The sequence below is a fragment of the Ruegeria sp. AK4 genome (assembly GCF_056541025.1).
The window spans coordinates 257839-274118 of the sequence record NZ_JBQFXS010000002.1 but is presented as its reverse complement, the minus strand read 5'-3'; the positions used below and the strand labels follow the sequence as shown (position 1 = coordinate 274118).

At 59.2% G+C, this 16280-nt stretch carries 11 protein-coding genes; 2 read left to right on the top strand and 9 right to left on the bottom strand.

Annotated elements, in window-relative coordinates:
• Nucleotides 1-25: 25 nt before the first annotated feature.
• Together ACR0EZ_RS05180 and ACR0EZ_RS05175 are read left to right on the top strand one after the other, a co-directional pair.
• Nucleotides 26-1159 (top strand): tetratricopeptide repeat protein, encoded by a 1134-nt coding sequence (locus ACR0EZ_RS05180; RefSeq protein WP_480611561.1) that lies wholly within the window; start codon nt 26-28, stop codon nt 1157-1159.
• A 208-nt stretch (nt 1160-1367) separates the two neighbouring features.
• Complete coding sequence (locus tag ACR0EZ_RS05175) at nt 1368-3581, top strand: NADP-dependent isocitrate dehydrogenase (RefSeq protein ID WP_480611560.1); 2214 nt, start codon at nt 1368-1370, stop codon at nt 3579-3581.
• Nucleotides 3582-3947: 366 nt separating this feature from the next.
• Here the strand turns inward: ACR0EZ_RS05175 and ACR0EZ_RS05170 are convergent, their stop codons facing one another.
• The 9 genes from ACR0EZ_RS05170 to ACR0EZ_RS05130 form a co-directional block, all read right to left on the bottom strand.
• Complete coding sequence (locus ACR0EZ_RS05170) at nt 3948-4949, bottom strand: glycosyltransferase family 2 protein (RefSeq protein WP_480611559.1); 1002 nt, start codon at nt 4947-4949, stop codon at nt 3948-3950.
• A gap of 161 nt (nt 4950-5110) precedes the next feature.
• Nucleotides 5111-6220 (bottom strand): peptidoglycan-binding protein LysM, encoded by a 1110-nt coding sequence (locus ACR0EZ_RS05165; protein ID WP_480611558.1) that lies wholly within the window; start codon nt 6218-6220, stop codon nt 5111-5113.
• Nucleotides 6221-6264: 44 nt separating this feature from the next.
• A complete protein-coding gene (locus tag ACR0EZ_RS05160; protein WP_480611557.1) occupies nt 6265-7527 on the bottom strand; it encodes a type 2 periplasmic-binding domain-containing protein in 1263 nt (420 codons plus the stop codon).
• 21 nt (nt 7528-7548) lie between these two features.
• Complete coding sequence (locus tag ACR0EZ_RS05155; RefSeq protein WP_480611556.1) at nt 7549-8334, bottom strand: PP2C family protein-serine/threonine phosphatase; 786 nt, start codon at nt 8332-8334, stop codon at nt 7549-7551.
• A 3-nt stretch (nt 8335-8337) separates the two neighbouring features.
• Nucleotides 8338-9360, bottom strand: coding sequence for an FHA domain-containing protein (locus ACR0EZ_RS05150; RefSeq protein WP_480611555.1), 1023 nt, complete (start codon nt 9358-9360; stop codon nt 8338-8340).
• A gap of 197 nt (nt 9361-9557) precedes the next feature.
• On the bottom strand, nt 9558-11684 hold the full coding sequence (locus tag ACR0EZ_RS05145) for a serine/threonine-protein kinase (protein WP_480611554.1): 2127 nt from the start codon (nt 11682-11684) through the stop codon (nt 9558-9560).
• Between the two features lie 338 nt (nt 11685-12022).
• A complete protein-coding gene (locus ACR0EZ_RS05140; RefSeq protein WP_480611553.1) occupies nt 12023-13309 on the bottom strand; it encodes a dynamin family protein in 1287 nt (428 codons plus the stop codon).
• Nucleotides 13306-15348 (bottom strand): dynamin family protein, encoded by a 2043-nt coding sequence (locus tag ACR0EZ_RS05135; RefSeq protein ID WP_480611552.1) that lies wholly within the window; start codon nt 15346-15348, stop codon nt 13306-13308. Before ACR0EZ_RS05135 ends, ACR0EZ_RS05140 begins: the two co-directional genes overlap by 4 nt.
• A 66-nt stretch (nt 15349-15414) precedes the next feature.
• Nucleotides 15415-16266 (bottom strand): hypothetical protein, encoded by an 852-nt coding sequence (locus tag ACR0EZ_RS05130; RefSeq protein WP_480611551.1) that lies wholly within the window; start codon nt 16264-16266, stop codon nt 15415-15417.
• Nucleotides 16267-16280: the final 14 nt, after the last annotated feature.

The following is a 16280-nucleotide window of genomic DNA, read 5'->3' as shown; positions in this document are numbered from 1 at the left end:
GTATTGCTGACACATAGGAGATTGAATGCACGTCCGTATTGCTGCGCTGATTATTGTCGCTGCGACGTTGGTTTTGCTGCTTAATGCGCCGAAACCTGAAACCGAGCACTCTGAATTGGTCTCCACATGCCAAAATGACGGCACGGCTTCAAAAGTGATTGTCGCATGCACAGCACTATTGGAACGGGAGGACGCATCTGAAGAAGAGCGGCAAACCTATTTTGCGGAACGTGCCGTCGCGCTCAATATTTATGGCAAGCATGAGTTTGCCCTTGCTGACGCAAACCGAGCCTTGGCGATAAACCCAGAAGACTCACATTCCTTGGTGGAACGTGCGGTTTCGCAGAACGCCTTGGGAGACAAGTCTGGTGCCATGGCTGACATCAATGCGGCTGCAAACATAGACCCCAACGACATATATGTTTTGTTTAATAAGGCAAAGATGCACTTTTTGCTGGGCGAGTTGGACGCTGCAAAGCGGGGCTATGAGCAAGTCTTGGAAACTGACCCAGACAATCATGATGCTGGTCTCAAATATCTGGATTTGCTTTATGCGAACTTCCCCCGGGAGGAGTATGAGACCTCGTTAGCTGCCGCCGAAATTCGTTGGGCGGATCAGGCTTGGCCCCACGAAGGTCGTGTTTATCACGAACTACTCTTAGGCTTTGATCCAGAGAGAGCCTTGCGGGCGGCCGAGTTGAGCACAAGCATAAAGCCAGATCCGACCAACGACCTCTTTCTGTTTGCAATGATCCACATGAAGCTCGGCAATGAAAATGAAGGAATCAAATACGTCAGACGTTACGCGGAAGAGAGCAATAAACTCCCTTCACGTAGAAGAGGTGTTCTCAGAGATACAATTGCCCATTTTTTTTTCTACATAATAACCGGACAGAACACAGAATGGATTTTCCGAAGCCACGCCTATGCGGCTTTAGGCAAAGTAGGCCTCGCGCGAGCAGAATACCAAAGTTTTCTGAACAACGGCGGACACCACGCACAAAAGCTTGTTCTGGATATAATTGAACGCGACGGCGTGCCAGTTTCCAAACACGCGCGCGCAGGCTCGGCGGAACACATCGATCAGGCAATTAGTGACCACATCCGTCACCTGGAACAAAAAATGGGGTTCTCGAAACTGGGTCCTAAGTCCAGTTGATCGTTGAGAGCCGAAGGTTCTAACCAACCCGTGGCAAAACGCGCGCCCTCCAACGATTGATTTCAACCCGAACCTGATTTAAGGGAGGCCCTGTCAAAACAGAGTCACCCAGGGGCGATAAGATTGGTTTGCCCCTCCCGCGCCGCGATGCTGTGGCCCCAACTCTTGGATCGTTCGCCCCTGAAAGGCTTAAAAAAGGTAAAAGAATATGGCAGATAAATCGAACTTCGACGTATTGTATACCATTGTAGACGAAGCGCCCGAACTGGCCAGCGCTTCGTTCCTGCCCATCATTCGCAAGTTTGCCTCGGCAGCAGGGGTGAGCGTTGGGACCAAGGATATTTCGCTTGCAGGCCGCATCCTCGCGACCTTCCCAGAGAACCTGACCGATGATCAGCGCATCACCGACGATCTGGCTGCTTTGGGTGAGCTGGTGAAGACACCCGATGCCAACGTGATCAAACTGCCGAACATCTCGGCCTCGGTCCCGCAGCTTGTGGCGGCCATCGAAGAGCTGCAGTCGCAGGGCTACAACATTCCGAACTACCCCGAAGAGCCCTCGACCGACGAAGAAAAGGCGATCCGAGCGCGGTATGATGCCATCAAGGGCTCGGCCGTGAACCCGGTTCTGCGTGAGGGCAACAGCGACCGCCGTGCGGCGCGGGCAGTGAAAAACTATGCTCAGAAGAACCCGCATTCGATGGGCGAGTGGTCCTCGGACAGCAAGACCAAAGTATCGTCGATGCCCGGTAACGATTTCTACGCGAACGAAAAATCGGCCACCATCACCGCCGCGCAGGCCGGGGACGCAAGGATCGAATTTGTCGGCAAGGATGGAAGCGTGACCGTTCTGAAAGACGCCTGGCCGCTGGAGGAAGGCACGGTGGCCGATGCGACCTTCATGTCGGTCAAGGCCCTGTCGGCGTTTCTGACCGAAGCCATCGAGGACACCAAGGCAGACGGCACCATGTTCTCGCTGCACATGAAGGCGACGATGATGAAGGTCTCCGACCCGATCATCTTCGGCTATGCGGTTAAGGCGTGGCTGGCCCCGGTTTTCGACAAGTTCGGCGCAGAACTGGATGCCTTGGGCGTGAACCCAAACTCAGGGCTCGGAGACCTGCTGGAGCGTGTGAAGGACAACGCCGACATTATGGCGGCAATTGATGCGATCAAAGCCGACCGTCCCTCCATGTATATGGTCGACAGCGACAAAGGCATCACCAACCTGCACGTTCCGTCGGATGTGATCATCGACGCCTCGATGCCCGCCGTGATCCGCGCAGGCGGTAAGGGCTGGGATGAGACCGGTGCCAAGGGCGACACCAACTGTGTGATCCCCGACCGTTGCTATGCGCCCGTCTATGACGAGGCGATCAAGTTCTTCAAAGCCAATGGCGCGCTGAACCCGGCCACTGCCGGGGCCGTCGCCAATGTGGGCCTGATGGCGCAGAAGGCCGAGGAATACGGGTCTCACCCGACCACGTTCCAGGCCCCCGCCGACGGCACGATCCGCATCGTTCTGGCCAATGGCGAGGTGCTGCATTCGCATGAGGTCGAGCAGGGCGATATCTGGCGGTCCTGCACCGTGAAGAAGGCCCCGATCGAGAATTGGATTCAACTGGCAATGGACCGTCAGCGCCTGACCGGGTCCGAAGCGATCTTCTGGCTGGACGCCAACCGTGCCCATGACGCGGAACTGATCAAATACGTGAAACCGGCGCTTGAGGCCGCAGGCGTTGCCGACAAGTTCCTGATCATGGCCCCGCGTGAGGCAACCCGGCAGTCGTTGGAAACCATCACCGCAGGCAAGGACTCGATTGCGATCACCGGCAACGTGCTGCGCGATTACCTGACCGACCTGTTTCCGATCCTGGAACTGGGCACTTCGGCCAAGATGCTGTCGATTGTGAAACTGATGAACGGTGGTGGTCTGTTCGAAACCGGCGCTGGCGGTTCTGCCCCGAAACACGTGCAGCAGCTGGTCGAAGAAAACCACCTGCGCTGGGATTCGATGGGTGAGTTCTGCGCTTTGGGTGAATCGCTGAACTTCCTCGCCGACAGCAAGGGCAACGCCAAAGCGGGTGTTCTTGGGTCCGCAGCCGAGGCCGCAACGCAGGGGATTCTGGACAACAACCGGTCGCCCAGCCGCAAGGTCGGTCAGCCCGACAACCGCGACAGCCACTACTGGTTCGCCCGCTACTGGGCCGAGGCTCTGGCCGCCCAGACGGACGACGCGGAACTGGCCGCCGAATTCGCGCCGCTTGCGCAGGAACTGGCGGCGAAGGAAGAGCAGATCCTGTCAGAACTGGCGGCAGCTCAGGGTGGTGCTGCTGATCTGGGCGGGTACTACCACACAGACCCTGCCAAGGCCGCAGCGGTCATGCGTCCCAGCGCGACCCTGAACGCGATCATCGACTAAAACCATCGGCCCGCGCCAACACGGCGCGGGCCACTTCATCCCCAGCAAAATCACTGATACCGGGCGACGGTCAGAAATGGCCGCGCGGCCATTTGCCTGAACATATAGCGTGTTAGCACCAGTGGTTGTTCGGTCAAACTGCGAAAAAGAAACACTTTCTCGCGCCCACACCCAAAAAACTGCGAAACTTACGGGATTCCCCTAGTACCCGTCGCGGCCTCGTCCTGGTAAATTGGGAGCAACCAGAGATAACTACCGGTGGCGCCGTTCGGCACTACCACTCACTCAGAAGAAATGGCCAGCATTTTGGGTGCTGGCCATTTACTGTTTCGAGCACTGCCCAAGGGCCAACCCGGACCTGAAACTTCAGGTTTTGGTTTTCAACTCCAGCACCCGGGCCACGCCCGGATATTGCAGGTAAGACAGGCGCCGGGTTTCCCGGCGGCCCCGCGCCAGCGAGTCCAGAATCAGGGCGCACACCACGGAAAGCATTGCCGCGACAAAGCCTGACGCCGCCACGATGAGCGACGGAAACCGCTCCACCAGGCCCGTCTCAAAAAACTCGGTCAGGAGCGAGATGAAGACCAGCAGCGACGGGGCAAATATGAACAGGGCAAGGGACAGGAAAAACGACATTGGCTTTTCCTCTTTGATCAGCAGGCTGATCATCTTGAGAATGCGCCAGCCATCCTTGAAGGTCGACAGTTTCGAATTCGAATCCGGCAGGCGCGAGACGTAATCTGTTTCGACCTCGCTGATCGGCATCCGCATCTGCATCGCGTGAACGGTCAGTTCGGTTTCGATCTCGAACCCGTTCGACGCGGCGGGAAAGCTTTTGACAAATCGCCGGCTGAAAACGCGATAGCCCGATAGCAGGTCGTCGATATTGTTATTGAAGAACAGTTTCACCAGCCCGGAAAACAAAGCATTGCCGAACTTGTGCCCCGGCCTGTACGCCTGTGTTTCCTTGTTCACCCGCGCGCCGTTCACCACGTCGAGGTTCTGAGAGACCAGCATCTTGACCAGATCCGGCGCGGCGGCACTGTCATAGGTCGCATCGCCATCGGCCATGACATAAACATCCGCATCCACATCCGCGAACATCCGGCGCACGACATTCCCTTTGCCTTGCAGCGCCTCGGTACGGACAATCGCGCCCGCTTCCTGTGCCGCGCGGATCGAGCCATCTGTCGAGTTGTTGTCGAACACATAAATCGTCGCATTGGGCAACGCAGCCCGGAACTGCGTGACGGTTTCACCGATGGCGACAGCCTCATTGTAACAGGGCAGAATTACAGCGATATCAAGCGCCTGCAGCTCAGGCGTTACCAAGACGTCGCTTATGAAATCTCCCGTGCTCTGGTTCATGAGCGTCCAGTGTCCTTCAGATCAAACTGCGTGCTGTGACGGTATCCTATTTGCCGGTCATTGAGTACGCGGTTCATTGAAACGAGGCGTGAAAATCGAAGTCTGTTGCCAAAAAAGGGCCGGTCGCAGGACCGGCCCAGTTGATCAGCTGAACCGAGGGATCAGTTCGAAGCTGCCGTCAATTTGTCATTATGTTCGCGCAGCGTGTCCGAAACGATGGCGTACCATTCGCCGGATTCGCGCATCTCGTTCAGGCCTTTGTTCAGCATGGCCAGATATTGCTTGCCGAACGGGTTGCTGCGGTGGCTGATGAACCGCAGCGAGGACAGCGAGGTCACAAACGGGTTCTCGACCAGATCGTTCTGGTTCAGGCCCATCTCGACCATGGTGTCCGAGAACAGCTGAACTTCGAAGGTTGCGACATCGGCTGTACCGGTCAGAACGGCATCCAGGCACTCCCGCGCGGTGATCGGCTGCATCAGGGTCATCGTATCGCCGTTGATCAGGCCTTCCTGCTCCATGTCGTGGATGAACCAGCCATCCATGCGGCAGATGGTCGAGCCTTTCAGTTCTTCAAACGTGGTGGCGTTGGCGTATTCGCTTTCGGGAATGGTGTAGAAGCCGACCACGATATCGTAGACCGGAACCGACGAGTCGAACTGGGTGCAGCGCACTTCGGTTTCCCACGACCAGTCGTAGGTGCGGTTGGTGCAGTCCGGCATGTTCCACGCCATCGACACGTCGAACGCGCCCAGCGGCAGCAGGGTTTCCAGATGCGCGTTCCAGTCATCCACGAAGCTGACCGAATAGTCGCGCGCGTTGCCGCCGCGCTGCAGGGCGGTGGTGCCCAGACGGGTGATCGCCCCGCCACCGTTCAGCGATTCATCCGCGAACGGGGCCCAGCCATTGCCCGTCACCAGTTTGATCGGAGGCTGATAGACGCTGGAGCGTTTCACGCTTGCCGCACGCTGTTCCTCGGCAGCGATAATTTCCTGCGCGGATTGACCGTTGGGCAGGCTGCCGTCGGCACAGGGCAGGGCCAGGACCAGGCCGGGTTCCAGCGCGTTCGGGTTGGTGATGACGTTGCGGTTCGCGTTGAAGATCGGCTGGTAGTTCGATGTGCCATAGGCCGCAATGGCGATGGTGGCCATCGTGTCGCCATCCGCGACGGTATAGTTCGTACAAGCTTCCTGCGCGACGGCGGCTCCGGCGCTCAGGGCGGTGACGGCGCTGGCCGACATCACGACTTTCTTAAGGTTGAAATCAAACATGTTCACGTCCTCCAGACTATTGGGGTGTCAGGCCGTTCAGGGCCTTAGCCATTTTCCATTTGATGACGAAGAGCGGTCGAGACGATGTCGCGCCACTCGCCGGATTGCTGCATGATCGCCAGTCCCTGATTCAGCGTCTCGAGGATCGCCTTGCCATCAGGATTGTCTTTGTGGGTCATGACGTTAAGCGACTTGATCGCCGCCAGGTTGGGGTTTTCGATGATGCGGTGTTCATAGCCCAGCCGCCCGATGGCCTCGACGGCCAGATGCGCTTCGACGGCGACGATATCGGCGGTGCCGTCCATGACTGCGTGAAAGCAATCATCCGGGGACACCGGGCGCATCAGCGTGATGACAGGCTCGTAAAGGCCGACAGCATCCATATGCGACAGCGACCACCCTTCGGGCCGGCAGATTGTGGCGCCTGCGAAATCGGCATAGGTCAGCGTTTGCTCATAACCCGAGCCGTCGCGGGCGAAGAATGTATCCACAACTTCGTAGAACGGGTTCGAGAAGTTGTAGGTTTCACAGCGCGACCGGTCACTTTCGGACAAGGCCGCTGCCTCTTCACAGTTTGGGCGTGACCAGGGGAAAGTGCCGTCAAATGCCAGGGTCGGCATCAGCAGGTCCAGATGCGATGACCAGTCGTTCACGAACTGGATCTTGTAGGACTGTTCCGGGGCCGCGCGCAAAAGCGCCGTTTCGACCAGATGCGTGTAGAGCCCGCGATGCGGCAACGCCTCATCCGTGAACGGGGCATAGTTCCCGCCTGTGATCAACAGAACCTGACGATCCCGGACTTCCGGCCGCTCTCCGGCATCGGCATCCCGGATCAACGCTGCGGCTTCCACGCGCGCGGCCTCGATTTCCTCTTTTGCCGCAGCCTTGGCGGCGATGACCGCATCCTCGCTGGCTTTCTTAGCCTCTGCTTCAGCCTCTGCCACACGGGATTCGGCCTCGGCGATGGCTTTCTCGGCGCGCTCTTCAGCGGCGCGGACCAGTTCTGCCGCCATTTCAGATGCCAGACGTTCGGCTTCGGTTTCGGGCTCGGCGGGTGCGCGCCCGACCTCTTCCAGGCAGGGCAGGGTCAGCACGTCGCCGACGCGAATGATATTCGGGTTGGCGCCGATCACATCGCGGTTGGCGTCAAAGATGATGCGAAAATCTTCGGTCGCATAAACCTGAACTGTCAGTTCCCGCAGGCTGTCGCCGCGCTGAATTTCGTAGGTCGAACATGCCTCTTGGGCCGAAGCTGCGCCTGCTGCAGCTGCCAGGGCCAGGCTGGATATGATCAGTTGTGCTCTCATGGGTCCTGTTGCTTTGCCTTCTTAGGGTCTTGTCAGTTTCACGACGGCGATGGACAGGTTGTCCTGATCCGGATCGTTCTTGGCCTGCACCGCCTGCAGCAACGCGTCCGCAATCTCTTGCGCCAGCGCCTGTTTGTGTTCCTGCAGGATGGATTGGATGTCTGCATCGCCCAGGTATTGCAGCCCGTCACTGCCCAGAACGAGGATATCGGCGGGCGTCAACGTCAGGGGCTCTTCGGGGCAGTCCACCTTGGGAATGGCCCCGCCCATGATGACCGAGGTCAGCTGGTTGCGATCCGGATGTGCTTGCGCTTCGGCCTCGGTCAACTCGCCCTGCGCGACCTTGGCGTCGATCACCGGGGCCATCGAGTGATCTTCGTTGATCTGCGTCAGCGTGCCCTCGCGGAAAAGGTAAAGCGGGCTGTCTCCGATCGAAATCCAGTAGAGCCGCGACCCCAGTAACAGGGTGCCCAGCAGGGTGGAGCCCATGTTGAACCCGGCGCCTTTCGCCTCGTTATGATTGGAAATCGCGGCATTGGCTTGCATCGCGGCCAGAGGCAGCGCGTCAATGGCCGAGAACTCGGTCAGCTCATCACCGTCCAGTTCCGCATCCAGCGCGTCACGCCATGTCGACACCACTATGTCCGAGGCAACCTCGCCCGCGTCATGCCCGCCCATCCCGTCGGCCACAACGACGTAGCCAGCATTCACCGCGTCATACATATGCGCGGCAACCGCATCTTCCTGCGTGTCGCGCTGACCCTGATCCAGGATCAGCGCAATATCATATGCCGGGGTCGCCAGCATCTATCAGGAATCCCGCCAGTCAAAGCCGTCGTCACAGAAGGCGGTGAACCGGATCGAGGTTTCGCTGATGCGGATCAGATCGCCGCTGGCCAATGCGACCGTGCTGAGAACGGGCTTGCCGTTCAGCCGTACAAGGTTGGCCTTGCCGCCATGGCCCAGATAGCATTTGCGATCCTCGGGGTCATAGGCGATCACGGCATGGTTGGAGCGCGAAATACCGGTGTCGCCGAAATCAAGCTGGATGGCCTGATCGTCATTGCGCCCGATCTGCATCAGCCCTTCGGTCAGGGTGATGCTTGCGCCTCGGCCAGGACCGCTGGTGACAACCAGCCAGCCAACCGGATAGGTTTCCTGCGCGGCCTCGGCCTTGGCGACCGGTTCGGCGGTTTCCATCAGGTCCTGAACATGGGTGTCGGCGCGTTCAAAGCCCAGGAAGGTGGTTTTGACACGCGAACGACGATCTTCGACCGGGGCGGGGACGGGCTGTTCCGGTTCCGGAGTTACATCGACCTCTGGTTCCGGCGTCACTAGGACCTCTGGTTCGGGTTGGGGTTCGGGGGTTTCCATCTGAACCTCTGCCACGACCTCGACCGTCTCTTCGGGTTCCACAATCACGACGTCTTCGGGTGCGACCTGAACTTCAACCTCGGGTGTCTGCAGCAGGGTCACGACCTGCTCAGTTTCACCCTCGGGCTCCTCTTCAATGGTCGGCGTCTCAGCTTCGACCTCATCGGTTACTGCCGGCTCTTCGGCAAAGAGCGATTCCTCGACCGGTTCTTCCTGCTCGCTGACCTCGGCCTCGTCTTGCGCGAAGTCGGGCATCTTGTCTTCAGGCATCAGCTCGTCTGTTTCCTCGTAGGAGTCAGACGTCATGTTCCCGCCCGCCAGCGCCTCACGCAGGGCGTTGAAATCGGCGATGGGTTCCTGTTTTTCCTCGGCAACGGCGGGGGTTTCTTCCGGCGCTTCTTCTTTGGCTTTGCCGGCACCTTCTAGAAGCCGGCTCAGAGGGCTTTTGTATTTGAACATGGTGTCGACACCTTTTTAAACTGACGGCACGAAAACCTGTGCCTGGGGCTGCTACAATCCGCTGCACAACTCGCGCAGTGGCACTTACGAACTTGAAAACAAAAGGGAACTTGTAATGGCTGCGACGGTCCGGTTCCCGTCAGGACGTTGCCATCCTCAGCAAACACACGCTGGCAGATTGTTTCGAACCGGTCTGATTACTCCTGCGCCAATTGCATGACCGCATCTGTTTCGGCCCCGTTCCGCATCACGGTCAGACGCGCTTCGGGATGATTTTCGGTGACTAGACCGGCCAGCGCGGCATCCAAACTTTCAGGCCCGTCAAACACAGCGCCGGTCTGGGTTTCGCCCAGCAGGACATCGCCCGGCTGCAGGGTACCGGCGGTTTCGGACGGAACGTCGGTGACAGTGGGTTTCCACCCCGTTTCCCCCGTGCCCCGGATTAAGAAGGAATACCCGTTCTCAAGACCAACCGACCGGATCGCGGGCAGGGCGAGCAGCCCGTTCTGCGCGCGCGTTTCGCCCAGCGGGCGATACCGGGCCGTCACGCGGGTATAGCCGTCCGGGTCAACCATGAGGTTTTCCAGAACCTGCGCCGCTAGCGAGGCATCGGCCCGCACCGGATCACCGTTCAGGGTAAAGATCGCGACACCGCGCTGCACCCATTCACCGATAACTGTCATATCGGTTTCGGCTTCAAGGCCCGTCACCGCAATGATGTTCCCGGTCGAGGCACGACGGCGCGAGGTTGCAAACGGGATTTCCACGTCCCAATGCGAAAAGGCGACCTGATTTTCCAGCATGTCAACTGGGGCTGCAGGGGCAGCGGGCACTTCGGGCTCCGCTGCGACCTCTGCGGTTTCGGCGACCACCGGTTCTGCGGGGGCCACTTCTGTGGTGGCCGGTTCCGCAGTTTCGGCCTGAGCCTGCTCGACAGGTTTCGCCGGAGAAATTTCTGTATCTTGGGCGGGCGCTTCAGGCTCCGCTGTCACTGTTTCTTCTGGTGCCGGAGTGGCAGGGGTTTGCACCGCAACGGTCTTGGTCTCTGCACCGGGGCCAAACTGGCCGCTTTCCATCAGGAAATAGCCGCCACCCGCAAGAGCCGCCAAAACAACCACCGCGGCGACGATGGTCTTGCCGCTGCCGCCCGATCCGCTTTGCACGACGGTGTCTACGGCAACCGGGGCTTCTTCTTTCGGGGCGAGCTTCGCGAGACCTTCGTCTTTTTTGTCCTCGGCACCCCGAACAAGATCGGAATTGCCGGCCAGCAGGGCCGTGACCACAGCTTCTGCGTTTTCGCTTTCAGCCTTGATCCGGGCCTTTTCCGCTTCCTTGTCTTCACGGTCCATGCCCACGATGACGGAAACCGGGCGATAGGCAAAGGTGTCGAACATCACGCCCGGGCCACGGAACATGCGCAGCCAGTCCAGCGCCGATTGCAGACGGTCGGTGGCATGCACCTCCATCGCCTTGTCGATCGCTTCAAGGAACCCTTCGGGATACCCTTCGAAACGCCCGGCCAGCGGCGAATAGGGGTCGTCTTGACTGTTGTTGAACGCGTTCAGGCGGGTCTGACCGTCGATTGGGCGCTCGCCGCTGATGGCGTGATACAGCGTGGCCGCCAGAACATAGAGGTCACTGCTGGGGCCTTGTTCGGACCCGCGCACGTAGAACTCGTGCGGCGAATACCCATCCTTGATGACACGCAAGGTCAGCAAAGCCGCCGACTTGTTGGCCGCTTGTTCGCGGGCGGCGCCAAAGTCGATCAGGACCGGGTCGCCGTTTTCGTCGATAAGGATGTTGTCGGGCGAGATGTCCCGATGCAGCATCCCGCTTTGGTGGATGAAGGAAACCGCCGACAGCATCTTCTCCGTGACCTGAACGATAAAGTCCGGCCCGCCGTCGTTGTCGGGGTTCTCGACATAGTCCAGCAGGTCGCACCCGCGGATCAGGTCCATCGCGATATAGGCGGTATCATTGTCTTCGAACACCTGATGGACATCGACGATATTGGGATGCACCAGCCGTGCGTGGTTGCGGGCTTCCTGAATGAACAGGTCGATGATCGAGCGCAGGTCGTCCTTGTGGGCGGGATCGTTCGGCTCGACCAGATCGCCGACGCGGCGGCACAGGGCGCTTGGATAACATTCCTTGATGACGACATCGCGTTCCAGACTGTCACGTGCCAGATAGGTAATTCCGAAACCGCCATTGCTGAGAAAACGGAGGATTTCGTACTGCCCGCGCAACAGCTTTGCGCCTGGCTGCAGTCCTTCGATTTTTGGTTCGTCGTGCGTTGCGCCGACAGCCTGGTTGTGGCTCATTTCTTTTCGCCCGTTCTAATCGTTTTGCGGTTTCTTAACTGGGCAAACGACCCGCAAACTCACAACCAAACACAACCGCAGGACACTTGAGAACGGTTAGACGTTTCAAATTTGACTTTATTGGGGCCGCCGCATGGCTTCACTAAGGATCGATTTTGAATGAATCCCATATTTAGTGTTCTGGCTGGACTAGAATCTATATATAGATTATTCGGGTGTAAAAAATGTGGACTGACACCTCGATTCAAGGTGCTTGGTCTCTGATTGCGAAACAATAGAAGGGCGATTCCTGGCGGCTTCGAATCGCCGCGGTGCAGCTCAATTGTAGCGGGAAACTGTCATGTTCCGGTTTTGGTCTGCACCGTTGCCACAGTGCTGCCAGCCCATGCCAGATTGTCGCTGAGTTGCGCCAGAATGCTGATCGCATCCTGCAACGGGGCATCGCCGCTTTCAAACTGCAGCAGCAACAGCAGGTCGGTCGCCTTTTCGAACTCGGCCGGAATCCAATCCGCGTCGGGGTCGATCTCGCCACCCTGTTCCAGACGCTCGGCAAAATCCTCGACAATTTCCTGACAGCTTTGCAGAAAGGCCGCCGGTTCGATGTGCGAGGATTCCCGAAGATCATCGTAGATGCTTGCAATCGCAGCCAGCCAGTCTTCCAGAATTGGGTTGCTCAACGGCGGCAGCGCGGATTCAAGCGCCGATTGTACCGAGGGGCTTTCGGCAGGTTCGGGTTCCGGTTCAGCTTCACCCAGCGCTTCGAGATAGGGCAGGAAGTCCTGCTGCAAATCCTTGCGGGCTGCGTCCAGATCGTTCTGACGTCGGCGCGAGGCAACCTCGAGGACCTGTTCGGCCAGAGTCTGGCCACCACAGGTTTCCCATAAGTCAAAATCCGGCTCGGGCTCCTGCGCCATGGCCCGCACAGCGACCGGGGTGCCGATGGGAACGACCGCGCGGAACATGTCGCCCTTTTCCTTGTTCAGACGGGCCACAACCCGGTCCAGCGCGTCGCGCACCGGGGGCAGGTCGGCATGAGTCACCGCAAGCAGGCTGTTGGCACGTAGCTCCTGCGGAACCTGTGCCCAAAGATGCCGTTCAGTTTCGCGCCAGGCGTTGGTGCCGTTGGTGCACCAAATGGCGCAATCGACATATTCCAGCAGATCCAGCGTCGGCTTGTAGGTATCGTCCAAAGCGCCCGACCCTGGCAGATCGAACAGAGAGATTTCGCGCAGGGCAGGGGTGTTCAACCCGACCGAGATGAAATCGGGGTTGTCAGCAGCCGCCTTTTCCAAAGCGATGCCGGAATAGGTCTTGGGCTCCTTGCCCCACCAGCCCACGGTCGTTTCCGGTGCGTCGGCATAGGCCACGATCACCAGCGGCAGCTTCAGGTGCTGCGGCCCGGTGGGCAGAATGTCGGCCCCTGCCAGCATATTGGCAAGGCTGGATTTTCCCGCGCCGAATTCCCCGGCGAAACCGATATTGACCGCGTTTGAAAGCCGCTCGGCATGGGCCAGCGCGCGGGTGCGCATGTCGTCCAGCGCCGCGTCCGAGGGCAGGGATTCCGTCGCAGTCAGAAAGCGCTCAAGCTGACGCACTTCCTGTTCGGTTCCGGGAAATTCGATCATTCCGCAGCCTCTGCCTGTCGTTCAATCACCGCGTCCGTGCCGAAAACTGTTCCCAGCTCGTCCGAGATGCGGCGCGCCCGGTCGAAGGCACCCTGCGCCTCGGCCTTGGCATTTGTTTCTCCGGTTCCGGCCCTGTGTTCAAGATGCCCGGCCAACAACGCCAGGTAGTGATCCAGAACCGTATTCAACCGTTCTAGCAGATTTTCGCGTGCGGTATCTATCAAATCGTCGCCGATCAGCTCGAATTCCTGCACGATCATCCGTTCGGCGCGCGAGACCACGCTGTTGCGCGAAATCAGACGCGACAGCCAGTTCACGCGCAGTTCGACCGTGATGCCGCGGGTCAGGGCAGTAGTGTCGGGACGGAACCAGCGTACCGCACTGGTGTTCATGCGGTTGTCCATCGGCTCCTGCCAGCCGGGCAGGGCGCGCAGGGCCGCGTTGCTTTGCATGTCGATGGCGTATAGCTCGCTGAGCATGCGCTGGCGCACAACCTGTGTCGCCCCCTGGGTCAGTTCCCGCATGCGATCGCGCAGGGGCGTGAAGTTCAGTTCGGTCTCACCCCCTTTGGCCAGCAGCGGCGATTGCCCGTTCGGCCCGCGCACCACGGCCGAGACCGCTTCGGCCACCGTGTCATCCATGACCCCGCGCAAGTTGGCCAGAATATCGTCCATATCCTGCGTCATCTCTTGCGTCTTGCCTGCAATCAATGCCCGCAGATCGGTCAGTGTCTTGTCGTTTTCGTCCGAGCTGGACGCATCGGCAGCGCTTTCATCTTCCAATGCGCGCAGGTGGACCTGAGACCGTTCCAGTTCTCCTTGCGCGAAACTGTTGAGGTGCTGCCACGCCATCCGCATCTGTTCGTTGCGGGGTCCATCCGTCAGCGCCTTGGTCACATGACGGCGCAGGTCCGGCAAGCCCGAAGCGATCATTGCCGCAAAGCGCAGAACCGCCTCGCGGCTGATGGGGCCGGGGCCTTGCTTGATCTCTTCGACACCGTCCAGATATTGCTTCATCTGTTCGGGATGCGCGCGCAGCCAGGCCAGAACCTGATCGTGATTGACGCCGGTTTCATCCCCGGTCAGCGCATAATGCGCCCATTGCGCACTGCCCATCAGCACGTCGATATCCGAGTTGCCCAGGGCCTTTTCCAGCCCGTCGACCACATCGGCGCGCACTTTTCCGGCGTCGTCGGGGCCGCCGCCCAGCTCGTCCACGCGGTTGATGAAGACGACAGTCTGCCCCAGTTCCAGCGCCTGCATCAGGCGGAACAGTTTCAGATCGGCCCGCGACAGGGCCTGATGCGCCGACAGGACCACGACGAAAAAGTCGGATTCCTTGAGGTACTGACGCGAAATTTCCTCGCGGATCAGCAGCGGGTCGTTGACCCCCGGCGTGTCCGTAACGGTCAGCGGGAACGGGAAATGACCGATGTCGAAATAGACCTCGGCCTTGCGGGTGATGTCGCTGTACAGGCCCCGGTCGCTGCCGGGGTCGGGGCTTTCGCCTTCGGTGGGGTCATCCCCGGCGCAGACATAGCGTGCCAGATCGTCGGTGGACAGATCGTCCAGATCGTGATGCTGGCCCAGCAGATGCTTGTAGCTTTCGCCCAAACGCAGCTTGGCGCGGGTCTTCATTGCCTCGACCTGCTCTTCGATCATCTCGCGCTTATAGCTGTCCTCGTCATCGGGGAACATGTTGCGCAGTTCTTCACCCTCGGCGATCAGGGATTGCCACTGGTGGTTGTCGAAGAAATGAAACTCGGCCCCCCGGGAGCGGCCCGAGGGGTGGCCGAAATGCATGTCGGTGATCACCGTCGTCCAGGGGTTCACGTCCGAGGGCAGGTATTCGGCCTGCCCGGTAAACCCGTTGATCAGGCGGGACTTCCCGGCCTTGATCTGCCCGACAAAGGCAATCGACGGTTTCAGGTTCGAAAGATCGCCGATGATGCGCGAAATGAACTGACGGGTTTCGTCATTGCTCGTTTCATGCATTTCTTCAGCGATGCGAATAAGTTCGCGACGATTTGACTCACTCATAACCCTTACCTTGTCACTCGTAAAAATGGACTGAATTAGACGAAAACTTGAATGTTTTGAGGGCGATCATTCTTTCTGCCCCAAAAGAGCGCCCCAAAGATTAACAACAGCGCCCAATTTGCGGGCTTCATGTGCGGCAATGGCAATCTGTTCGCCATCGTGCAGAACGGCCAGACCCGCGCCTTTGCCACCGGATGGGCGCATCACGATCAGTTGCGGGTGGTCCAGTTCCGCTTCCGTGTCGCCATCCCACCCGGCGAGATCAGCGGCAAACCGGGCGAGCATTTTTCTGTCCGGCTGCAAAGACCCCGAAGCGGCAAAATCGCCTTCGGCATCCGACACGGCTCCGTCCGCGTTATCGGCCAGCAGGCGTCCGGTGGCAAAACGCGCCGAGCGGTCGAAAAAGGCCTGCGCCAGCGATGCGTCAGTTTCATCAGCGGCTGTTTCGTCCACGATATCCGGCACAACTGACACAATCGGTTCAGTGGGCAGTTCAATCTGCGCACAGGCTTTTTCAATTTCGCTCAGCGTGACGCCGACATCATCCGCTTCAAGCGCTGCGTCTGGCTTTAGCGACACCAGTTCCAACGGGGCAGGGGCATCCGCAATGTCCGTGACCAGTTGCGCCAGCTTGCCGATCAGATCTTCCCGCGCCTCGGTTTCGAAATCCGGCACGGGCCCAGAGCGGACGCGGAACACATCCGTGACCCGCGAATTGGTCACTTCGAGCGCCAGACATTCGCCGCTGGCTGCCGTGAACTCCAGACGGCGGGGCAGGACGGTGCCGCGAATGGCCCGCAGAACACCGGCGCGGCGCGCCACAGCGGTTTCACCCGCGATATTCACCGCCGGTGACAATCGGGCAACCGACGACCGCCCGATATTTTCGAGCATGTCGAGTATGTCCGTATCCATCATACCGTGACCCCCTC